Annotated in this window: 23 protein-coding genes; 7 read left to right on the top strand and 16 right to left on the bottom strand. The window is 34.3% G+C overall.

What is annotated here, in order from left to right:
* Positions 1-122: 122 nt before the first annotated feature.
* Positions 123-1,061 carry a ring-cleaving dioxygenase gene (locus LL966_RS22185; RefSeq protein WP_229356344.1) on the bottom strand — a complete coding sequence of 313 codons (939 nt, stop codon included), beginning with the start codon at positions 1,059-1,061 and terminating at the stop codon, positions 123-125.
* Between the two features lie 318 nt (positions 1,062-1,379).
* Here LL966_RS22185 and LL966_RS22180 point away from each other — a divergent pair, with 318 nt between their 5' ends.
* Positions 1,380-2,960: a sigma-54 interaction domain-containing protein gene (locus LL966_RS22180; protein WP_229356342.1), complete on the top strand. Its 1,581-nt coding sequence runs from the start codon at positions 1,380-1,382 to the stop codon at positions 2,958-2,960.
* A gap of 1 nt (position 2,961) precedes the next feature.
* On the opposite strand, the gene LL966_RS22175 is transcribed toward LL966_RS22180, so the two are convergent.
* The 15 genes from LL966_RS22175 to LL966_RS22105 form a co-directional block, all read right to left on the bottom strand.
* Positions 2,962-3,579, bottom strand: a complete 618-nt coding sequence (locus tag LL966_RS22175; RefSeq protein WP_229356340.1) for a TMEM175 family protein — start codon at positions 3,577-3,579, stop codon at positions 2,962-2,964.
* A 176-nt stretch (positions 3,580-3,755) separates the two neighbouring features.
* Positions 3,756-4,106, bottom strand: a complete 351-nt coding sequence (locus LL966_RS22170; protein ID WP_229356338.1) for a cupin domain-containing protein — start codon at positions 4,104-4,106, stop codon at positions 3,756-3,758.
* On the bottom strand, positions 4,106-4,726 hold the full coding sequence (locus tag LL966_RS22165; protein WP_229356337.1) for an alpha/beta hydrolase: 621 nt from the start codon (positions 4,724-4,726) through the stop codon (positions 4,106-4,108). The genes LL966_RS22170 and LL966_RS22165 overlap by 1 nt, the downstream gene beginning before the upstream one ends.
* Before the next feature lie 189 nt (positions 4,727-4,915).
* Positions 4,916-5,206 (bottom strand): GNAT family N-acetyltransferase, encoded by a 291-nt coding sequence (locus LL966_RS22160; protein ID WP_229356336.1) that lies wholly within the window; start codon positions 5,204-5,206, stop codon positions 4,916-4,918.
* Between the two features lie 72 nt (positions 5,207-5,278).
* On the bottom strand, positions 5,279-6,640 hold the full coding sequence (locus tag LL966_RS22155; protein WP_229356333.1) for a sigma-54-dependent transcriptional regulator: 1,362 nt from the start codon (positions 6,638-6,640) through the stop codon (positions 5,279-5,281).
* A gap of 18 nt (positions 6,641-6,658) precedes the next feature.
* Positions 6,659-8,926, bottom strand: a complete 2,268-nt coding sequence (locus LL966_RS22150) for a tetratricopeptide repeat-containing sensor histidine kinase (RefSeq protein ID WP_229356331.1) — start codon at positions 8,924-8,926, stop codon at positions 6,659-6,661.
* A gap of 52 nt (positions 8,927-8,978) precedes the next feature.
* Entirely contained in the window at positions 8,979-9,647 is a 669-nt protein-coding gene (locus tag LL966_RS22145) for a YoaK family protein (protein ID WP_229356329.1), read from the bottom strand.
* Between the two features lie 5 nt (positions 9,648-9,652).
* On the bottom strand, positions 9,653-10,126 hold the full coding sequence (locus LL966_RS22140) for a Dps family protein (protein ID WP_229356327.1): 474 nt from the start codon (positions 10,124-10,126) through the stop codon (positions 9,653-9,655).
* Between the two features lie 163 nt (positions 10,127-10,289).
* Positions 10,290-10,724: a DoxX family protein gene (locus tag LL966_RS22135; protein ID WP_229356325.1), complete on the bottom strand. Its 435-nt coding sequence runs from the start codon at positions 10,722-10,724 to the stop codon at positions 10,290-10,292.
* A gap of 11 nt (positions 10,725-10,735) precedes the next feature.
* A complete protein-coding gene (locus tag LL966_RS22130) occupies positions 10,736-12,622 on the bottom strand; it encodes an amidohydrolase (protein ID WP_229356323.1) in 1,887 nt (628 codons plus the stop codon).
* Between the two features lie 7 nt (positions 12,623-12,629).
* On the bottom strand, positions 12,630-13,346 hold the full coding sequence (locus LL966_RS22125) for a M17 family peptidase N-terminal domain-containing protein (RefSeq protein WP_229356322.1): 717 nt from the start codon (positions 13,344-13,346) through the stop codon (positions 12,630-12,632).
* 148 nt (positions 13,347-13,494) lie between these two features.
* Positions 13,495-14,787: an alginate export family protein gene (locus tag LL966_RS22120; protein ID WP_229356321.1), complete on the bottom strand. Its 1,293-nt coding sequence runs from the start codon at positions 14,785-14,787 to the stop codon at positions 13,495-13,497.
* A 137-nt stretch (positions 14,788-14,924) separates the two neighbouring features.
* Positions 14,925-15,557 carry a hydrolase gene (locus LL966_RS22115; RefSeq protein WP_229356320.1) on the bottom strand — a complete coding sequence of 211 codons (633 nt, stop codon included), beginning with the start codon at positions 15,555-15,557 and terminating at the stop codon, positions 14,925-14,927.
* Positions 15,558-15,699: 142 nt separating this feature from the next.
* Entirely contained in the window at positions 15,700-16,020 is a 321-nt protein-coding gene (locus LL966_RS22110) for a phosphoribosylpyrophosphate synthetase (RefSeq protein WP_229356319.1), read from the bottom strand.
* Between the two features lie 56 nt (positions 16,021-16,076).
* On the bottom strand, positions 16,077-16,892 hold the full coding sequence (locus tag LL966_RS22105) for an alpha/beta fold hydrolase (protein WP_229356318.1): 816 nt from the start codon (positions 16,890-16,892) through the stop codon (positions 16,077-16,079).
* A gap of 405 nt (positions 16,893-17,297) precedes the next feature.
* Here LL966_RS22105 and LL966_RS22100 point away from each other — a divergent pair, with 405 nt between their 5' ends.
* From LL966_RS22100 to LL966_RS22075, 6 genes are all read left to right on the top strand, one after another.
* A complete protein-coding gene (locus tag LL966_RS22100; RefSeq protein WP_229356317.1) occupies positions 17,298-18,104 on the top strand; it encodes an SDR family oxidoreductase in 807 nt (268 codons plus the stop codon).
* Between the two features lie 44 nt (positions 18,105-18,148).
* Positions 18,149-19,060 (top strand): helix-turn-helix domain-containing protein, encoded by a 912-nt coding sequence (locus tag LL966_RS22095; protein WP_229356316.1) that lies wholly within the window; start codon positions 18,149-18,151, stop codon positions 19,058-19,060.
* A gap of 24 nt (positions 19,061-19,084) precedes the next feature.
* Positions 19,085-19,423: a nuclear transport factor 2 family protein gene (locus tag LL966_RS22090; RefSeq protein ID WP_229356315.1), complete on the top strand. Its 339-nt coding sequence runs from the start codon at positions 19,085-19,087 to the stop codon at positions 19,421-19,423.
* An 11-nt stretch (positions 19,424-19,434) separates the two neighbouring features.
* Entirely contained in the window at positions 19,435-19,749 is a 315-nt protein-coding gene (locus LL966_RS22085) for a nucleoside triphosphate pyrophosphohydrolase family protein (protein ID WP_229356313.1), read from the top strand.
* Between the two features lie 142 nt (positions 19,750-19,891).
* Positions 19,892-20,470, top strand: a complete 579-nt coding sequence (locus tag LL966_RS22080; protein WP_229356310.1) for a TetR/AcrR family transcriptional regulator — start codon at positions 19,892-19,894, stop codon at positions 20,468-20,470.
* A 76-nt stretch (positions 20,471-20,546) separates the two neighbouring features.
* Positions 20,547-21,368: an SDR family NAD(P)-dependent oxidoreductase gene (locus tag LL966_RS22075; protein ID WP_229356308.1), complete on the top strand. Its 822-nt coding sequence runs from the start codon at positions 20,547-20,549 to the stop codon at positions 21,366-21,368.
* The last annotated feature ends 9 nt before the right edge of the window (positions 21,369-21,377 follow it).

Here is a 21,377-nt window from a genome sequence, read left to right as displayed (position 1 = left end):
TGCAGAATGAAATTGGAGCACGTAAAAACATATTTTATAAATTTAATATTAAAATGTTGATTGTCAATTTTTTAACTTTAAATAATTTTTAAATGTTTCTACCTGCTCCAATATTTTATGAATTAGTTTATTTTAACCAAATGATCCTCGATAGCTTTTCTTTGTGATTCGTATTCTGCTGGAAGTTTTAAGTTTTTACCTAATTCTTCTAAGCTTTCATCAACTGTAAATCCAGGATTATCGGTTGCAATTTCAAATAAAACTCCGCCTGGTTCTCTGAAATAAAGAGAATGGAAATATTGTCTATCGATTTGTGGCGTAATGGACAATCCGTAATCTTCGATTTTTTCACGGAAGTGCATTAAAATTTCATCATTTTTTACTCGGAAAGCTACGTGGTGAACTGTTCCATTGGCATTTAAACCACGTTTCTCATCTGTTAATTCAACTAAGTCAACAATTGCGGCATTTTCTACTGCATCTGTTGCATAACGGTAACGGTTTACGTCTTGATCGATTAATTTGTAGCCAAATATTTCAGTTAAGATAGCAGCCGTTGGTTTAATATCGTTTAGAGTCAAAGTAATGTTATGAAAACCTTTTGTAGCAACATCTGCTTTTACTTCTTCAGTTTCCCAAGCTTTTCTGTTGTCGTCTGTTTTAGATTCGATTAACTCTAGTTTTAATCCGTCTGGATCTAAGAAAGTTAAATATTTCTCTCCGAATTTTTCAGCAGGTTTGTTGTAGATTACATTGTATTTGTCAAAACGTTTCTGCCAAAAATCTAAGCTTCCTTTAGGAACAGAATATCCAATTTCAGTTGCCATTCCAGAACCTTTTCTTCCTTGCTGAATTCCTTCTCCCCAAGGAAAAAATGTCAAAATTGTTCCTGCGCTTCCAACTTCATCACCAAAGTAAAAGTGGTATGTTCCAGGATCGTCAAAATTCACTGTTTTTTTGATGAATCGTAATCCTAATATGTTAGAGTAAAAGTTAAAATTACGTTTAGCGTCACCTGCGATTGCAGTAATATGGTGTAAGCCTAAAATTTTATTTTCCATGGTATTTGTTATATTAAATTGTTATTTGATTTTTCTTTTACAAATTTACGTCCGTTATGGCTGTGCATCGATTAACCTAGATTAAGAAATAAAAAACAGTTAATTTCTGGCGTGCCATGATATATCCAAATAATATTCCATTTAGGCTAATGTGTTGTTTAATAAGGGGGTTTGAAAGAAAATAACTTTTCGATTATACGATATATCGTAATTTTATGAATCTAATATCTCATATTTAGAAAATCGATAGTTATTTAATAAAGGCTATTTCTTAAATTTACGCTACCACGCATAAAAAATATCACAAGAATTACCATTATGGAAAAATCAACAGATAAAACTGCAATCCTGATGAAACGATTGCAGGAAACAGAACAAGAACAAATGTTGATTTTATCTATCTGTACGGCACTTTCTTCAATTGTAAATAAAGAGGAATTTGATGCTGTTGTAAACGGAACAGTAAAAGATAACTTTCTGTTTGATGATTTTATCTTGACTTCTTCAAATGAAGACGAATCGGAATATCAAATTTTCTATCAATCTTCAAATAAAAATACCGACTTAAAAGACTATGTTTTAAACGACGGATTTTTTAATCTCTGTTTGGATTCTGCCGATACGGTTTTTTTCGATTTGACTAAAGATCAAAAAAATCCAGATTACATTCAAAACATACATAAAAAAGGTTTTAAAAATGCCATCGGAATTTGTCTTCCTCATACTAAAGGAAACCGAAATGCACTTTTCCTTTTTTTTAAAAATGCCAAAACTTTTACCAGAGAATCCAATCGTGTTTTGAGAGGAATTGCAGCACAGCTTTCTATTACGATTAGAAATATTAAAATGACCGAAGAATATGAAAGTAATCTTGTTGAATTAAAAAAACTCAAAAGCAATTCTTCAACAAATAATCAAGATAGAACCGAAATTAAAAATGATGGTTTTTATGGAATTGTCGGAAACAGCGACGCAATGCAAGAAGTATACGAATTGATTTCGCAAGTAGCTTCTTCAAATGCCACGGTTTTAATTTTTGGTGAAACAGGAACAGGAAAAGAACTAGTAGCAAATGCAATTCATCATCTATCCCAAGTTTCTAATAATAGAATGGTGAAAGTAAATTGCGCTTCAATTCCAGAAAACTTAATTGAAAGCGAATTGTTCGGACATGAAAAAGGCGCTTTTACAGGAGCAACCGAACAAAGAATAGGTAAGTTTGAACAAGCAGAAAACAGCACTATTTTTTTAGATGAAATTGGAGAACTGCCTTTAGAATTGCAGGGAAAACTGCTTCGTGTTTTACAAGAAAAAGAAATTGAAAGAATTGGCGGAAATAAAAGCATTAAAATAAATGCAAGAGTAATTGCAGCAACCAATAAATCGCTTCACAAAGAAGTTGCCGAAGAACGATTTAGAAGTGATTTGTATTATCGTCTAAATGTTTATCCGATTCCGATTCCGGCTTTGCGCGACCGTAGAGGAGATATCGAGGTTCTGGGAAATTTTTTCTTAGAAAAACACTCAGAAAAAATTGGAAAGAAGATAAATGGTTTCTCTAAAAAAATACTAAACGAAATGATGGCAAACGCATGGCCGGGAAATGTTAGAGAGTTGGAAAATATGGTAGAAAGAAGTGTTTTGTTTGCAAAAGAAGATAGGATTAGAGAAATGACTTTTCCTGAGATTTTTATCAAAACATCGGAAACTTCCAAAACAGAATTTCAAATTAAAACGTTGCAAGAAGTGGAGAAAGCACATATTTTAAAAGTCATAAAAAAATGCAACGGAAGGATTTCTGGTCCGCAAGGAGCTGCCTTTTTACTGGGTTTGCCATCTACCACTTTAACATCTAGAATGCAAAAACTAGGAATAAAAAAAGAACATTTTTTAGACTAATTTAGTGTTGATTCATATTTATTTTTCCCGATGAAATAGCCCAGTAAATCAATAAAAGCATACTGATTGTTAAGGCAATAGCTGGGTATTGAAATGAGATTGCAAATGCAATTAAATAGGTTGGAAATCCGTATAAATAATTATTTCTAATTTTTTTGATTGCCGAATCTGTAATTTCTGGACGCAATAATTTCTTGTTATGACTGGCAATAAACCATAGTAAATTATAAGAAATATTAATCAGTACAAAAATTCCAGTATAAATCGCTACAGCAATAGTTGAAGCTTCACCTTCAAAAAAACGAGCCAATAAAGCTGTAGGATAAGAAACGGCTGTAACTAGAAAAAGAATCAATCCGTTTGAAAACATGATAGCGGTATTTCGGCTGTAAATCTGCTTAAAAATCTTGTGGTGGTTGACCCACATGATAAAAATACTGAAAAAAGAAAGCGTAAAAGCCAAATATGTTGTCCATTCACTTTTTAAAAATGCTAATAATTCTGTACCATTTTTTACTGTATTTATTTCTGGCGCATGAAGATCTAAAACCAAAAGTGTAATGGCAATGGCAAATACGGCATCGCTGAAGTTTTCTATTCTTACGGTTTCTTTTTCCATTTTTATGATTTTGTAATTGATGTTAATTGTTAACCGCAAAGCTCGCAAGGATTTACGCAAGGTTCGCAAAGTTTTTAAACAAAGCTTTGCGAACTTTATATTTAGAATGCTATAAATAGTATGAAAAAATCTTTGCATGCTTTGCGGTTAAATTTTTTCTTGATCTAGTATCTAAATTAAAATTTTATAAATATTGATTTTCGAAGTTTGGGCTCAATATTTTTTGTTTTGTGTCCTTTTCCTGTGGTGTCTTCAACCAATAAAATCGAACCAGTAGGGAATGTTCTTTTTTCTCCTAAAGAAGTTTCTATTTCTACACCGCCTTCCAATAAAACAATATATTGACGGTCTGGTGCATTATGAAAATCGTAATCATAAGAAGGACTAACTTCTCTAAAAACGATAGATTTGACAGGTTCATCATCAGATAAAAAACCGATATCGCCATTGTTTTTTAATGGAACTTCAAAATCTTCAAAATGACTTTCTCCGTTTTTATCGCTGTAAACTCGCGTTATCGTAATCATTATTTTTTATTGAAAACCAATGCATTTGCGCAATCTACCTCATCTTGACTGATGGTATGTCCCATATTTGGATAGATTTTTTTAGTTACATCTGCGCCTAATTTTGTCATCAGCGTTTCAGTGTCATTTACTCTTTCTACAGGAACATGAAAATCGGGATCACTGGTTCCGATAAAAACGGGAGTATTTTCGAAATTTCCAGAATAATGGTTTTCATAAACCTGATCACCAATTAATCCGCCTGTAAAAGCTACGATTCCGCCATATTTTGCCGCATTTCTTGATGTGAATTCCAAAGCAAGACATGCGCCTTGAGAAAATCCTAAGAAATAAATATTTTCTTTTTCGATACCATTTTGCTGAATAGCGACCACAACCTGATGAATTGCTTCAAGTGATTTTGAAAATGAAGGTTCATTTTCGTTAAGAGGCGCTAAAAACGAATATGGATACCAAGTTCTATTTTCTGCCTGAGGCGCAACCAAAGCAAAATCTTGTACCTTAAGATGTTTCGCAATCGAAAGAATATCATGTGCGCCCGCACCACGTCCGTGAATCATGATGAGTGCTTTTTTGGCTTCATTTAAAGGTAGGCCGTCTGTTATTATTTCTGTATTCATAATATATTTTTTTGAATGTCTTATAAAAGTTTTTTGTCACGCAGATTTCACACAATCTTGTCATTTCGACGAAGGAGAAATCTCCACGAGAAGCTCGACAAAGATTGGTGATTCTGCATGCGGAGTTTCTAGTGTGATTTCTCCTTCGTCGAAATGACAAACTTTGGAGAAATTCGGGGTCAAGAAAAATTATTTTTTCCAAATGTCTTCATATTCATCCGGATGCCTTTTGAATTGGGCATGCACATAAGGACAAAGTGTTAAAACTTTCAAATTATTAGCACGAACATACGCCACCATTTCTTCTAAAAGTTTTTTTGCATATCCTTTTCCTTCCGCTTCTGGTTCAACGCCAGTGTGGTAAACTGTTAGTAAATCGGGTTTTAGACTTACCGTCATTTCTCCTAGTTTTTTATCATCAACATAAAGATTGAATGCGCCGTGTTTTTTTTCGTCTAATTCTAATTTTATTGTTTCCATGTTTATTTTTTTATGTCTTGGTTTATAACCACAAAGTTCGTTAAACTAACAGTTAAGTCTACTTAATGTAGATTAATTATATCCTTGTTTTATACCTAATTTTTTCATTTTTGAATACAAAGTCTGTGGTTGCATTTTCAGCATTTCTGCAGCGCCGCCAAGACCAGAAACTTTTCCGTCACAAAGCTGCAGTGCATTCATAATATGTTCTTTTTCCATTTCTTCCATAGATTTCATTTTTCCTGTAGAAGCGACTTCAAACGGAGCAGAAGTATTTGACGGAAGATCAAAATTTTCAATTTCAGTTGTTTTCGCAAGCAGCACATTTCTTTCTATTAAATGTTCTAATTCACGAATATTTCCTGGCCAATCGTATTTTTTTAATTGTGCTAAAGCGTTTGGACTAATACTGTTGACATTTCTTTTTGAGCTTGCGGCATATTTCTTTAGAAAATGATTGGCCAAAGCTTCAATATCTTCTTTTCGTTCTTTTAAGGTTGGCAATTGTATCGGAAAGACATTTAAACGATAATATAAATCAAGTCTGAAACGTCCTTCTGCAACTTCTTTTTCTAAAGATCTATTGGTTGCGGCTACAATACGAACATTGATTTTAATCGTTTTATTGCCTCCAAGTCTTTGAATCTCTTTTTCTTGCAAAACGCGCAATAATTTTACTTGAGAATCTAATGGTAATTCTCCGATTTCATCTAAGAAAATAGTTCCGTTATTGGCTTGTTCAAACTTTCCTATTCGTACTGAATTGGCTCCAGTAAAAGCTCCTTTTTCATGACCAAAAAGTTCCGATTCGATTAAAGATTGTGGTAAAGCAGCACAATTTACAATTACAATCGGATTGGATGAATGTTCCGAAAGATCATGTATAGAATGCGCAACTCTTTCTTTTCCCGTTCCGCTTTCACCCAAAATCAAAACAGAAGTTTCAGCTGGGGCGACAATTTTTATTTTTTCAATTACCTCTTTCAAAAGCGGACTATTGCCGACAATTCCTTCAATTTCCTGAATTTGCGAATCGATTTTAACTTCGCCCAAACTTCCATTTTCTTCATTAAATCTATATTTGGCAATGTCGAGCATTACAATAAGATCTCTTTCCCTAAAAGGTTTTACCATAAAACCATAGGGATGTGTTGCTTTTACGGCTTCAAGCGTACTTTGATTGGTGTTTGCCGAAATATATAAAAAGGGCAGATGCATTTCTCGTAATTCCCAAGCTAGATCAATTCCAGTTAAATCGCCTTTTAACATAATATCCAGCAAGATCCATTCTGGTTTTTTATCTTCTATTAATTTTCGAGCTTGAACCACAGAAGAAGCAATACCCACCACTTGATATCCTGCTTTTTGTAACATGATTTTTAAATCGTTTGCCACAATAAATTCATCTTCAACAATTAAAATTTTCTCCTTCATTCTTTGATTTATATCCTGTTAAGAATTCTCTGCAGTAACTTCAAATTCTGTGTTTCTTGTAAAAGTAATTGTGATTTTCAATCCGTTATCGTTCTTCATTTCAAAAGTTCCATCAATTTGATCACTTAATCCCATCATTAAATTCATACCTAAAGAATCTCTTTCGGTATTTTCGAAATCTTCTGGAAGACCAACTCCATTATCTGCAATTTGCAGTTCGTAATTGCTTTCTCCAATATTTTTAAGAACGATGATAACTTCTCCTTTTCGGTTTTCAGGAAAAGCATATTTGATTGCGTTATTTATCGCTTCATTTATAATTAATCCAAGTGGAACCGCTTGTGCAACATCAAGATACGTTTTTTCGACTTCTAAAACAAAATTGATATTTCGATCGGTATCAAAACATTCTTTCATGTAATTGATTAATTCATAAACGTACCAGGACATATCAATATTGGCCAGATTATCAGATTGATACAATTTCTGATGAATCAGTGACATGGCATGCATTCTGTGCTGGCTGTTTTGAATTGCCATTAAAGCATCTTCGTTATCCAAATAAGCCGATTGTGTATTTAATAAACTGATAACAATTTGAAGATTATTTTTAACACGATGATGAATTTCTTTTAAAAGCCATTCTTTTTCAATAAGCATTTTTTTGTTCAATTCATTTTGTTCATTTATCTGCTGACGCTGTATTTCTAGTTCTTCGTTCTTTTTCTTTTTTAATCTAAAACTGTTGTACAGAAGTCCAAGAAAAAGTATCAATACAATTACACTTCCAATAAAAACATATTTTACAACCGTATCTTTCTGAATTTGAATTTGCTGTACTTTTGCCTGTTCTTGAAGCAAATTGATGTTTTTATCTTTTTTCTCGCTTTCAAATTCGATTTGAAGACTGTTGATCTGTTTGCTTTTTTCTCCTTTAAAAACCGAATCAGAAAGACTTTTGTACAGCTGATAATGGTTTATCGCACTGATATAATCGCCCCGAGATGAATCGGCTTTAAACCAAATCAGGTGACTTTCAGATCTTATATTGTTATTTCCGATTGCCGCAGAAACCGAATCTAATTTTTTAATTATCGGGTAAAATGCGGTAAAGTTTTTAACTTGATAATGGTAGGAAGCAAAACTTCTTAAAACAGCAAAAGTGTTTCCGTTTCTGTCCGCATTTTCACCATAATGAGCAACCATTTTTTTATAATAGAAAGTTGCTTTGGCATTGTTTTTTTGTATTCTATAGATATTAAATAAAAGATAATTCTCGGTCATTATTCTCTCCATATTTGAAGTAGGATAATTGTCCTGCATTTCTTTTATAAGTTTTAGAGCTTCGTTTTCTTTCTTCTGACGAATATATAAGGAGCTAAGATTATCAGCAATGGTTCTTATGTATTCTGCATCATCATAATCTTTGGCAATTTTTAATGCTTTATTCCAATATTCTTCGGTTTTTTCATTCTGGCGTAAGTAATAGTAAACCAGTGCAACATGATTGTAAATAGAACTTAACTGCAAAGTATTATCATGGAGTTCCAAAGCGATTTTTTCTGCAAGAAGCCCGCATTTTAAGGCTTCTGAAAAATTGCCCTTTTGTGTGTAGACTTCAGAAAGAATATTATAAAGCCCTTGCAAACTTTTAAATTTTATTGCTTTATAAATTTCAAGAGATTCTTTTAAAAAAGGTTCAGCTTTATCAGGTTGTTCATTGCTGCTGTATAGTTCACCAAGATCTTTTAGAACAGTGGCTTGTTGTTCTTTGGCGCCAGCTTTTTTATAAAGCAGAATTGCCATTTGTTTATACTTCGCTTTCTGTTCCAGTTCTGCATCATAAATGGATAATTCAGCGTAACCGCTTGCTTGTAATTCTGTTAGATTATTTTTTTTAGAATATACGATCGCGTTTTTTGTTTTTTCTAAAGCATTTTCTGAATCGCCTTTTTCTCTATAAATCTGTGCTCCTAAAAGAATTGATTTTCCTTTTCCGAGTTTATATTTTAATCGGTCGCTTAATAAGCTTGCTTGTGTATTTATACGATCTGCGTTATCAAGATCAGATTTATCTTCTCCAGTTTTTGTCAGATAATAATCGCTTAAAGCCAAAAGTAATTCGACCTTTTTAGGATCGCTTTCAGCTTTAGCAATTTTATTTTTTAAGACATCAGGGTTTTCTTTGGATTGCGCCGAAGTTCCATAATTTACAACTAAAAATAAAGTCATTGCAAATAAGGCGCGTACGTGGTTTTTGACAGAAATAATAGGGATGAAATTCATTTTTTAAAGATACTATATTATCAGAAATCTGCAATCCAAAATCCGTGTTTGTCTAGCTTTCTCGATGGTATAAATAACAAATAATCATTGCCGCTCCAGGGAGAATTAAAGTTCCTAATCCGAAAAACTTTCCAGCCACCGCACCCAGAAAACAACCCACAAGAAATCCGATTATGGTAACTAATTGTTTCTTAAAACTTAAAAGAACATCTGCGTCTTTCAATCCGTTTTTTAATAAGTTTCCTAAATCAAGAGAAGCTTGTGTCACATTTCCCGTCATCATAGTTGTTGGACCGTGAGTCTCTTTCGCGTAAAGCTTTCCAAAAGCATTCTGAAGTCCCATTGCAAATACAGTTGTCATTGCAACGGCATACATGGTCCATTCGGAGAAGTTTTCTAAATAACCGAAAACATAAGAAGCAATGCCACTCAAAACCAATAATAGGCCTTCCCAAAATAAAATGGTATAACGATTGGTCGCTTTCAAAGCAATTCTTCCACCGGTAATTACAGCTATTATAAAAATTGGAAAAGTCAGCAGCTTTATCCACGCATGCAGATCTGAACCTTTGATAATTTGATAAGCAAAGACAATAAAGTTTCCCGTAACGTGCGCCGAAAATATCGAATCGGCTGCGACAAATGTTACGGTATCGCAATATCCTGCTATTATGGTAAGCAATAGGGTTACGTACCAGATATTTTTTTGTTGTAGTTCCATATATTTTATTTTAAATGTGCACGAAGCATCCAAGCCATTTTTTCATGAGTTTCTACCAATCCCGTGATAAAATCACTTGTTCCCGCATCTTGCAGTTCGTTTGCTATACTGTTAATGTTTTCGCGCAGATAAATAACAATACTTTCATGGTCTAAAAGCAATTCTTTTATAAAACCGTTTGCATCATTTTTCTCCTGTAATTCTTCTGTAAGATGTGTCACCGCTAAAAAATCTTTTAAAGTTGCAGGCGTATAATGACCTAAAGATCGAATTCTTTCTGCAACAGTATCAACAATTTCGTCAATAGCATCGTATTGTTGTTCGAAGAAAAGATGTTTGTTATAGAAATCTGGACCTTCAACATTCCAGTGTGCTCTTTTTGTTTTGGTATAAAGTACAAATTCGTCTGCAAGAATTTTAATTAAAACGTCTACTACTTTTGAGATGTTTTCTTGTTTAATTCCGATGTTAGTTTTCATTTTAAATTAGGTTTAATGAGTAATATTTTAAGTAATCAAACACATAGAGACATAGATTTTCTTTGACTTTGAAAAAGGATATCGAAAGAAACTAGTTTCTCACACATAGCTCTTTGTGAGAACTTTGTCAAAGTTGACGAAGCTATGTTTCTATGTGTTTAAATTAATTGTTTATAAGCGTTAATAAATAAGCATCAAGTGAATAAGTTCCGGCACCAAGTGCGAGAAGCAGTAAAAGCGATAAAGTGTACATGTAAGGAACATCGCGTACTTCGAGCGAATCTTTTCTGTGTACCACAAAATATCCTACAGCTGTCACTCCAATTGTAGGAAGAACAGCAAGGCGTGTTCCAAGTCCCAGAATGATAAAAAACGGCACAACAGTATCAGAAAATGTAGCAACTAACCCGTTTAGTTTTTCAGGCAGATGAAGCGGATTCGGAACGTGTTCTTTCTGTCCATTTTCAACTCTGAATTTCTTCATTCCATGTACTCTGAAAAGTTCAATAGCAAGTAAAATTCTAAAGACTAAAAGCGCTCCATTATTAAAAGAACTTCCTAAATCGGAATTCAATATTTGTTTTATAATTTCGATCATTTTTATAAAATTTAAAAGGCAAAACAAGAACAGCCCAAAGCGCCCCAGAATGCATTATAATTATTGACAGGAACATTACTCATTCTAGCAATATCGTGACTGTGAGCATGAACATCACAACTTCCGCTACAACTGTGAATCTGCGAAGTCAGTTTTGGTTTGGCATCTGCTTTTGTATTTTTTTCAATCGCACTCTGCAAACTGCTTCTTACTGGATAACCGTTGTAAATATTTGTTGGCGACCAGTCCGGCAAAATCGGAATATGAGGCGGCGAAAAAGAAGAAAAATCTCCATTGGCATAGACAATTTTTCCATCAACAATCGTTAAATCAGCTTCTATTTTTTTAATGTCTTCATCATCAATAGTAAAATAATCGCGATCTAAAACGACTAAATCGGCAAACATTCCCACTTTAATATCTCCTTTTTTATTTTGTTCCTGCGAAAACCAAGCGCTTCCTCGAGTGTACAACTCTAAAGCAGTTTGTCTGTTCAATCTCGTTTCAGTGTATAATTGTAAACCTCCAACTGTTTTTCCAACTGTCATCCAATACATCGAAACCCACGGATTGTAACTGCTCACGCGTGTAGCATCTGAACCCGCGCCAACAGGAACTTCCATTTCCAGCATTTTTTTAATTGGCGGTGTGTTTTCAGCAGCTTTTGCTCCGTAACGATCGGTGAAATATTCTCCTTGATACGCCATTCTGCTTTGTACAGCAATTCCGCCGCCTAAAGCTTTTACACGTTCGATGTTTCTTTCATCAATCGTTTCAGCGTGATCGAATATCCACGGAAGACCATTGAAAGGAACGTCTTGATTGATTTTTTCAAAAACATTTAAAAATCGTGTAATGCTTTCGTTGTAAGTGGCATGAAGTCTAAACGGCCAGCGGTTTTCTACCAACAGGCGAACTACTTTTTCTAGTTCTGCTTCCATGTTTTCTGGAAGATCTGGTCTTGGTTGCAAGAAATCTTCAAAATCGGCGGCAGAAAAAACCAGCATTTCTCCAGCTCCGTTATGACGGTACATATCGTCTCCCTGATATAATTTTACGGTATCAATCCAATCGTTAAAATCTTCAAATTCGTGTTTTGGTTTTTGTGTAAAAAGATTGTAAGCAATTCTTACCGTTAATTGTTTCTTTTCATTCAATTCATTTACGACTTTATAATCATCTGGAAAATTCTGAAATCCACCGCCAGCATCAATAACACTCGTTATTCCGAAACGGTTCAATTCTTTCATAAAATGACGTGTCGAATTGATTTGATGCTCATAAGAAAGCGTCGGACCTTTAGCCAAAGTCGAATACAAAATCATTGCATTTGGAGTAGCAATAATAAGTCCGGTTGGTTCGCCGTTTGAATCTCGTTCAATTTGGCCACCTGGAGGAGCAGGCGTATTTTTGTTGTAACCAACTGCTCTTAAAGCCGCTCTGTTCATGATTGCTCTGTCATATAAATGCAAAATAAACACTGGAGTATCAGGCGCAATAGCATTGATTTCTTCTAAAGTGGGCATTCTGCGTTCAGCAAATTGAAACTCAGACCAGCCGCCAACCACACGAACCCATTGCGGATTTGGTGTACGATCTACTTGCTCTTTCAGCATTCGAAGCGCATCAGCCAAAGAAGGCACGCCATCCCAACGTAATTCTAAATTGTAATTTAATCCACCGCGAATCAGGTGAATGTGAGAATCGTTAATTCCAGGAACAACTCTTTTGTTCTGAAGGTCGATTATTTTGGTTTCCTCATAAGCAAAACTCATAATATCGCTATCATTTCCAACTGCAATAAATTTTCCGTCTTTTATGGCAACCGCAGTAATATTAGGAGTTTCAGCATTGAAACTATGAATTTTTCCGTTGAATAAAATTAAATCTGCTTTCATCATTTCGTTATTTAGAGTTCAATTTTGCTATGGCTTCTTTAATTCCTTCTCCTGCAACATTGTAAAATGCAGGTCCTGCAAGCAGTATCACTTTTGTTAAAGGTTTATAGCTGGCTAATTTTTTTTCCTTTAAATAGGTTTGCGTTCTATAGGCTTCAAACGAACCTAAAACGACATTTTCAGCAACCAAAGCTGTTGGAGAATCGATTCCAGCATCTTTAATATCACTTGCAAAAGAGTAATTGGAAACGCCTAAACGTAAGGCTTCGCGCATTGCAGTACTTCCAACGCTAATCATTAAATCTGGGTTGAATTTATTTCGATCTCCTAATCCGATTAATAATAATTGTTTGGATGCTAAAGTTCCTTTTGAAGGTGTAATCAATAAGGTTTCAAGCGAATGACCTGTAAATTTTCCGCTTTTTCTTAATTCTGTAATAATACCTTTTAAAGCATCGTCTAAATGTACCATTCCGTTGAGGTTTGCAGGAAGAGCAGGAGGGTTGAAAATATCGCCTTCCGTATATTCGAAAACACAGGCAACTTGTAAATCTGCTTCTGCGGCAGATGGTCCTTGAACCAATCCGTTGATGGCAATTCCGTCTACTTTTCCCCAAGTAACTGTAGAACCGATTGAAGCAGTTTGTGCAAATGCATTAAAGGTTATGATTAAGAGAATCAGATACGAATATCTAAATCTGTATGTTGAAGTGTTTGTTTTCATTGTAAAGTTTTTTGTGGTGAGAAATATTTAAACACATAGAGACATGTTTTTTAAATTGATAATTAACAATTGTTAATGTTCTTATCTGCTTTTTCTAAGTAGAGAAAAAACTATGTTTCTATGTGTTTAAAAAATTAATTGTTTAGTTTTAAAATTTGAATCCCAATCGGGCGTTAAAGAAAACACCGTCTTTAGAGTTCGGAATTATGTCATTGATAAAAGCACCTGTTTTAAAGTACTGTATACCGCTAACAACCGAAATATATTTGTTTACGCTATACGTAAAGTTGGCTAAATAAGCTGTTCCAATGTATTTTTCGTCAGAAGCGCTTCCGCGAAGGTTCAGCATTCCGCTTGGTCTATAAACTCCGTCTTGAGTTGAATATCTCCAGTTTAAAACCACATCGACCTGCATCTTTAAGTTCGAAAGTAAATCCATCGTCGCATACGGATGAATATCGATAAGGTTTACCGGACCAACTTGCGGACTGAAACCAAAATATCCTCCTTTTGGATACAACGGATTGAACGTTTGAAGATTTCCGTTGCCTTGATTTTTATCTCCTGAGATATAATCATTTCGAAGATTTATCGTTGGCTTGAATTTTATGTTTTCAAAAGAATATCCAATGTCAATAGATCCTGTCCAAGCGTTAATTTTTCCTGATCCGAAAGTTCCAAATTGATAAGCCGCTTCTAAGTTGTAAATAAAACCTCCGCCATATTTCCAAAGTCTTGTACCAATTGTATGTCTTCTTTCTGGCGCAATTCCTTCTTCAAAAAGCGATTCATCTCTTCTTATTCCGAGATAATAGAGATCAAGATTTCCAGCTTTCGGAAAAATTATTTTAGAATACGCTCCCCATAGATTCAATTGTTTTGACATTTTATTATCAAAAACGCCTTTATAAACTGTGTCTGCCATCATGGCAAAGGCATCAACCGAAACTCTTGCAGAAGAATACATTACTTTTCCTCCTGTAAAATACAATCTCGCATTCGGACCTTCCCGCACAGAAATCAGTCTTCCAGAACCATAATCTAATTCTTGTCTTCCAGCGCGAACAGTTATTTTTTTTTCTTTTTGCTGCCAGACATTTACATCCAAAAATAAATTCTGCACATTCAGCTGATCTTCATCAATACCTCTTGGACCGTTAATTCGGCCATCTTGCAAGGCACTTCTCAATTGAGCAAATACTCTAAAAGTTTTTCCTAAATGAATATCGGCATGAAGATCATAGCGCTGGAGCAAGAAATTGTTGTGACCAATATTTAATCTGCCCCAATCTTCATTGTTGAAATCAACGTATTCATATCTTGCTTCGCCTCCAAAAGACAGGTAAAAATTTTTCTCTTTGTTTAAAGGAATAAATTTTAAATTCTCATAAAAGTTTCTGGAAGAGTCTTTTAAGAATTCGTAATTTTCGTCATAACGCAAAAGTTTGAAGTTTTGCGCCAATGCTAGATTCCCGATGAAGAGAAAAAGAACAAGTAACTTGACGTTTTTCGATATGGATTTTGATGATTCCAACATAATGAGGGGTAAGGAATTTATAATAGATTGAATTAGTCAGATTAGTGTTTTATCATGTTGTGTGCGTAATGAATACCTAATCCGTAAGAACCACCGTATTTTTTCATTAAGTTGGTTACAGGAACATAAGTTTCTTCACGAGCCCAATCTCTTTGAAGTTCTAATAAATATTGGATAGAAGTAATAGGTTGCACTCCAACTTGAATCATTCTTTGAACTGCACGTTCATGAGCTTCGTCGCTTACATCACCGCAGGCATCTGTAATTACATAAACTTCGTAACCTTCTTCGATAGCTGATAAAGCTGGTCCAACGATACAAACTCCTGTCCATAATCCGGCAAGAACTATTTTCTTCTTATTTTTTGCTACAATAGCTTTATAAGCATTTTCGTCTTCCCAAGTATTCATTGTTGTTCTGTCAATATATCCAGAAGTTGCAATAGGATAAAATTCTTCTAATTCAGGAAAAACTGGGCCAGAAAAACTTTCTTCGGCAACCGTTGTTACAACTGTAGCCACATTAAAGATTTTAGAAGCTCCAGAAATGATCGCCACATTGGTACGCAATTCGCTCAACGGAATATTACTTGTAGCAAAAGCCATTTGTCCTTCAAAATCGATTAATACTAAAGCGTGATTGTCTGGTGATAATAAGTTAACTGATGGTTTCATAATATTTATTTTTTAAGATTTATAATGAGTTAAGCCAATGAAATGCCAAACTTTTAATTTGTTGTTGAATAAGGTTTTAGGTTTTTAAGGGCTAAAAAAGGTTTACGATATATCGTAATTTTATTAAGCCATTATGCCGTTTTTAAGAATGAGTAGAAAGTTTTTTAATCATTTCGGTAGAAACCGTGTCGGCATAGATTCCAAAAGCGCTAGTTAAAACGCCTTTTAGATTGTAAGTTTCAGAAGTAATGCCGTATACAATATCTTCGTCTCCTGGATCGGTATCGCCTTCAAATCGGAATAAATATTCAATTTTGAATTCTTCCGGCGACATACTTTGGGTGTTATTGTTGTAACGAATACAATTGGTATCGAGATTAAAGTTTTCTGTAAAACCTTGCGTACTCAGCCATTGTAAAGCTTCGGTAACGGTGTCAAAAGAGGGTTGTTGAAATAAACTCATAATTTGAAGAGATTAAAACTGCCCGAAAAGAAACCTTTGCAGGCAGTTATGATTAATTATTTTATGAAAGAAAGAATATCGTTGTTGATTGTTTCGGCCTCTGTAGTTGGCATTCCATGAGGAAATCCAGGATATGAAATCAATTTTCCGTTTTTAAGTAGTTTTGCCGCTCTAGGCGCTTGAGCGTAAGGAACAATTTGATCGTCTTCTCCGTGTAAAACTAAAACTGGAATATCTAAACTTTTCAAATCTTCTGTAAAATCAGATTCAGAAAATGCTTTAATTCCGTCATGATGCGCTAAAACAGAACCCATCATTCCCTGACGCCACCAATTGTGTTTGATACCTTCTTGAACAGTTTGTCCTTCGCGATTCCATCCGTAAAAAGGAATTGGAAAATCGTAAAAATATTGTGCTCTGTTAAAAGCGGTTCCTTGTCTGATTTCATCAAAAACGGATAATGGCACACCTTCAGGATTCGATTCGTTTAAAATCATGATTGGAGTTACTGCACTAATAATTACCGCTTTTGCAACACGGCCTTTTCCGTATTTTGCAGCGTAACGAATTACTTCACCGCCACCAGTAGAATGTCCTACGTGAATAGCATCTTTTAAATCTAAAGCTGCCGTTAATTCAGCGATATCAGATGCGTAAGTTTCCATGTTGTTTCCTTCAGAACTTTGACCAGAACGACCGTGTCCGCGTCTGTCGTGAGCAATAACTCTATAACCTTGTTTTAAGAAAAACATCATTTGTGCATCCCAATCGTCACTTGATAAAGGCCAACCGTGATGAAAAACAATTGGTTGTCCATTTCCCCAATCTTTGTAATAAATTTCTGTTCCGTCTTTTACTGTAAATGTGCTCATGATTTTGATTTTTAGATTAATATTATTTTATCTTTTTAGTTAAATGTTTTAATAAAGTTTAAAATTTGAATTATTTTATTGTTAGATTGTTTGTTTTTGTATTAGTATGATGCAAATGTATTGGAGAATGAAACCTGCATCGATTAACCTAGATTAAGAAGTGAAAATTTCCTCTATTTTTTTATTCTGGATGTGTTTTCATGTTTAGCATTTTTTAAGTTTGAATGTAGATGCCAAACAATAGCCAATTAATATGCCTTAATCCTTAAAGCCTTTGTTTTAAAGGGATTTCTAAATTTTAGAAACTTTTTCATTTACGATATTTCGTTATTTTATGAAATGCTCGTTGTATTTTATATGAAATAGATGAAGAGCTGAGGTAATTTCGACTTAAACACAGTAAATATGAAAAAGACCATTTTTATTACAGGAGCTTCATCAGGATTAGGAAAAGCTGCGGCTAGATTATTTCAAGAAAAAGGTTGGAGTGTTATCGCAACCATGCGTCAGCCAGAAAAGGAAACAGAATTAACAAGTTTAGAAAATGTAAAAGTTATTGCGCTAGACGTAACTAATTCATTACAGATAAAACAAACCATAAATCAAGTTCTAGCAACAGAAAATGTTGATGTTGTTTTGAATAATGCAGGATATGGTTTGATTGGCCCTTTAGAATCTTTTAGCGAAGAACAAATTGAGAACCAGCTTCAGACGAATCTTTTTGGCGTAATCAATGTTTCAAGGGCTTTTGTGCCTTATTTTAGAGAAAGAAAAAGCGGAACTTTCATTAATATTACCTCAACATTTGGCTTATTAGGTTATCCAACCTGTTCAATTTACAACGCTTCAAAGTTTGCCGTTGACGGATTTTCTGAAGGTTTGGCTTATGAATTAGCGCAATTCGGAATCAAAGTAAAAGTGGTCGCGCCGGGCGGAATGCAGACCGATTTTGCTGGAAGATCTTTACAAGGCGGATTGCATGTAGCGTATAAGCAGTTAATTAAGAAAGTAAGCGAAGGTTACAGCGAAGAACAAATTGCCAATTATACAAAAGCTGAAACAGTAGCACAGATTATTTATGACGCCGCTACAGATGAAAAAAATCAATTGCGATATATCGCTGGAAAAGATGCTAATGAGTTGTATAACGAACGTTTGTCTGTAACGCCAGAAAATCAATTTCAAAAAATGCGTACTCAATTTTTAATGTAACTCAAAAGACTTCTAAGCATCAGAAATGATTAAATTTGTTAGAAATGAAAAAACAACCCGTTATATTCAATTCATTATCTCAATTGCACAAAGCAATGGGACTTCCAGCGCCGCTTCATCCGCTTATTAGTATCATAAACTATGGAGAAGCCAAATTTGATCCAGCCGATTTGGAGGGAGGAATTATTCTGAATTTTTATAAAATCTCTTTTAAAACTAAATTTTCTGGAAAACTAAAATACGGTCAAGGATTTTATGATTTTGAAGAAGGCGGAATGTCTTTTGTTGCGCCAGGACAATTATTGCGCATGCAGGAAGAAGAAGCCAATTACGAAGGAATGTCATTGCATATTCATCCTGATTTACTTCGTTCGTATGCATTAGATTCACAAATAAAGCAATATGGCTTTTTTAGTTATTCTGCTGCCGAAGCACTTTATCTTTCTGAAAAAGAAAAAACAACCATTTTAAGTATTTATCAATTTATTCAAGACGAATTGAATGAACGAATTGATAAATTCAGTCAAGATGTTATTATTTCGCAGATCGAATTACTGCTGAATTATGCCAATCGTTTTTACGATCGCCAGTTTATTACGCGAAAAGCGGTAAATAATGATCTTTTATCTAAGTTAGAAGAACAATTAGAAACTTATTTTATAGAAAATAAAGCGGTAATGAAAGGGTTGCCTTCGGTAAATGTTATGGCAGAAAGTCTAAACGTAACGCCTCGTTATCTAAGCGATTTACTTCGAAATTTAATTGGGTTAAATACACAGCAGTTTATCCATGAAAAAGTAATCGAAAAAGCCAAAGAATTTCTGGCACAAGACGAAATGACAACAGCTGAAATTGCGTATCATTTGGGGTTTGAACATCCGCAGTCTTTTAATAAGCTTTTTAAAAGCAAAACCAATCTATCTCCTTCAGATTACAAAAAAAGCCTATTGAATTAGGTTAAATTATTTAAAGAAAATACAATGAACATACATCATTTTATAAACGAGTGGCTTATTGCCAGCAATAACTTTGATGCCGAAAAGTATCTTGAGTTTTATAGTTCCGATGCAATTTTAGACGATCCTTCAGTCGGAAGAAAATTTATTGGTCATAAGGGAATTAAGGATTATTTTGAGAGCTATTTTATTGGTTATAATACCAATACACAATTGGTAAATTTGGATATAAAAGATGAAGAAAACGTTCATCTAGAAGTCGAATTTACAGGAGATTTTTCAGAAGGAAAATTAGGAGGAATCTTTGATTTAAAATTTAAAAACGAAAAAATAATCTTCGCGATAGCAGATTTAATTCATTAAAAAAAGAAATTATGAGCACAACATTTGACGAGATTATTGAGCGTTCTCTGGAAATCAGAAAAAAATATCATGAATTGGAACTGCATCATCACGGAAGTAAATGGAATGTAGAGGAAGATGCTTTGGCTTACTTGACTGATGCCGGATTAATTGGCAGAAATGTAATGTCACAACAAGAACGCTGGCCCAAACTAGATTCTGAAACTGAGCTGAAACATAAATTGGGTGAAAATATTTGGTGGCTTATTGTCATCGCAGAAAGATCTGGAATTGACATCAAAGAAGCTGTGAATAGTTTTTTGACCAAAACAGAAGGACTTTTGTAATAACTCTTTTATTTATTAAAGGAAGCTGAACAATATCGTTCAGCTTTTTTTATAAAAATAAAATGCTTTTTAAAATAAATGTTAAAAGATTTTTTATTTTAGACCGTTCGGTCTATATTTGTCCTGTCAAAATGAGAAGACCATGAGTAAAGCAGAAAGAACACGACAATTTATTATTGAAGCAGCGGCTCCCATTATCAATAAAAAGGGAATGGCGGGAACTTCGATGAGTGATATTATGGAAGCTACTAAATTGGCTAAAGGTGGAATTTACGGCAACTTCGAAAGCAAAGAAGAAATCTGTATGGAAGCTTTTTTATACCTCAGAGGTCAATTGGCTAATAAATTAGATATGGCAGTTGCGCAAGGAAAATCGGCTCAAGAAAAGCTTTTTAATTTGCTTGATGTTTATAAAAACGATCAATGTATGATGGAAGGCTGTCCGATTCTAAATTTTGGTACAGAGGCAGATGATACGAATCCGTTGATGAAAGAACATGTAAAGAAAGCGGCATTTTCTGCTCAAAAAAGATATTTTACCATTCTAGAAGAAGGAATTAAAAATAAAGAATTGTCACCAGATTTGAATGTCGATGAATTTAGCGTAAAAATCTTTGCTTTGGTTGAAGGAGCAATTCTATGCGGCAAAATAGTAGGAACGCAACAAATGGATGTAGTGTTAGAAAGCATTAAAAACGATTTTAAAAGATATGTGATCTAACATATTTTTTTTGTTCAATTTTAGACCGTTCGGTCTTTTTTAAAATAAAAATTCAATAATTTAAATATAGAAAACAATGTCAAAAGTAATTTTAATAACAGGAGCCACAAAAGGATTTGGAAGAATCTGGGCAGAAGCTTTTTTAAAACGTGGTGATAGAGTAGTAGCGACCGGAAGAAATACAGCAGCGCTGCAAGATCTAAAAAAAGAATTTGGAGATTTAGTTCTTCCGATTCAGTTAGATGTTAATGACCGTAAAGCTGCTTTTGAAGCGGTAAATCAGGCAAAAGAACATTTTGGAAGAATTGATGTTTTAATCAACAATGCAGGTTATGGTTTGTTTGGAGCCGTTGAAGAAACTTCTGAAGAAGAAGCAAGAAATCAAATGGAAACTAATTTCTTTGGTGTTCTTTGGTTGTCACAAGCGGTATTGCCGATTATGCGCGAACAAAAAAGCGGTCATATTATTCAGGTTTCAAGTTTCTTAGGTTTGGTTACATTACCCGTTTTAGGACTTTACAATGCATCGAAATTTGCGGTTGAAGGTTTGAGCGAAACCTTAGCTTCAGAAGTAAAAGATTTTGGAATTAATGTTACTTTGATTGAGCCAAATGGTTATACTACAGATTGGTCTGGAGAATCGGCTTTTCAGACTAAAAGTTTGCCCGCTTATGATGCAGTTAAAGCAGGTTTTAATGAAGCTGTTTCAACACCAGGTATTTTCGGAAATCCGCAAGCAACGGCAAATGTGGTTCTCAACTTAGTCGACAATGCTAATCCGCCATTGCGATTATTATTCGGATCGTTTGCTTATCCTGCGGTTAAAAAAGTATACGAAGAACGTCTTGCAAGTTTTGCTGAATGGAAATCGGTTTCCGATGAAGCTCATGGAGCATAATTTTACCAA

The sequence above is a fragment of the Flavobacterium chungbukense genome (assembly GCF_020805785.1).
Taxonomy (GTDB): Bacteria; Bacteroidota; Bacteroidia; order Flavobacteriales; family Flavobacteriaceae; genus Flavobacterium; species Flavobacterium chungbukense.
This window is presented reverse-complemented; position numbering and strand designations above follow the sequence as displayed.

Coding starts and splice junctions, on each gene's coding strand:
- LL966_RS22185 (WP_229356344.1), bottom strand. CDS start 1,061: ATGGAAAATAAAATTTTAGGCTTACACCATATTACTGCAATCGCAGGT.
- LL966_RS22180 (WP_229356342.1), top strand. CDS start 1,380: ATGGAAAAATCAACAGATAAAACTGCAATCCTGATGAAACGATTGCAG.
- LL966_RS22175 (WP_229356340.1), bottom strand. CDS start 3,579: ATGGAAAAAGAAACCGTAAGAATAGAAAACTTCAGCGATGCCGTATTT.
- LL966_RS22170 (WP_229356338.1), bottom strand. CDS start 4,106: ATGATTACGATAACGCGAGTTTACAGCGATAAAAACGGAGAAAGTCAT.
- LL966_RS22165 (WP_229356337.1), bottom strand. CDS start 4,726: ATGAATACAGAAATAATAACAGACGGCCTACCTTTAAATGAAGCCAAA.
- LL966_RS22160 (WP_229356336.1), bottom strand. CDS start 5,206: ATGGAAACAATAAAATTAGAATTAGACGAAAAAAAACACGGCGCATTC.
- LL966_RS22155 (WP_229356333.1), bottom strand. CDS start 6,640: ATGAAGGAGAAAATTTTAATTGTTGAAGATGAATTTATTGTGGCAAAC.
- LL966_RS22150 (WP_229356331.1), bottom strand. CDS start 8,926: ATGAATTTCATCCCTATTATTTCTGTCAAAAACCACGTACGCGCCTTA.
- LL966_RS22145 (WP_229356329.1), bottom strand. CDS start 9,647: ATGGAACTACAACAAAAAAATATCTGGTACGTAACCCTATTGCTTACC.
- LL966_RS22140 (WP_229356327.1), bottom strand. CDS start 10,126: ATGAAAACTAACATCGGAATTAAACAAGAAAACATCTCAAAAGTAGTA.
- LL966_RS22135 (WP_229356325.1), bottom strand. CDS start 10,724: ATGATCGAAATTATAAAACAAATATTGAATTCCGATTTAGGAAGTTCT.
- LL966_RS22130 (WP_229356323.1), bottom strand. CDS start 12,622: ATGAAAGCAGATTTAATTTTATTCAACGGAAAAATTCATAGTTTCAAT.
- LL966_RS22125 (WP_229356322.1), bottom strand. CDS start 13,346: ATGAAAACAAACACTTCAACATACAGATTTAGATATTCGTATCTGATT.
- LL966_RS22115 (WP_229356320.1), bottom strand. CDS start 15,557: ATGAAACCATCAGTTAACTTATTATCACCAGACAATCACGCTTTAGTA.
- LL966_RS22110 (WP_229356319.1), bottom strand. CDS start 16,020: ATGAGTTTATTTCAACAACCCTCTTTTGACACCGTTACCGAAGCTTTA.
- LL966_RS22105 (WP_229356318.1), bottom strand. CDS start 16,892: ATGAGCACATTTACAGTAAAAGACGGAACAGAAATTTATTACAAAGAT.
- LL966_RS22100 (WP_229356317.1), top strand. CDS start 17,298: ATGAAAAAGACCATTTTTATTACAGGAGCTTCATCAGGATTAGGAAAA.
- LL966_RS22095 (WP_229356316.1), top strand. CDS start 18,149: ATGAAAAAACAACCCGTTATATTCAATTCATTATCTCAATTGCACAAA.
- LL966_RS22090 (WP_229356315.1), top strand. CDS start 19,085: ATGAACATACATCATTTTATAAACGAGTGGCTTATTGCCAGCAATAAC.
- LL966_RS22085 (WP_229356313.1), top strand. CDS start 19,435: ATGAGCACAACATTTGACGAGATTATTGAGCGTTCTCTGGAAATCAGA.
- LL966_RS22080 (WP_229356310.1), top strand. CDS start 19,892: ATGAGTAAAGCAGAAAGAACACGACAATTTATTATTGAAGCAGCGGCT.
- LL966_RS22075 (WP_229356308.1), top strand. CDS start 20,547: ATGTCAAAAGTAATTTTAATAACAGGAGCCACAAAAGGATTTGGAAGA.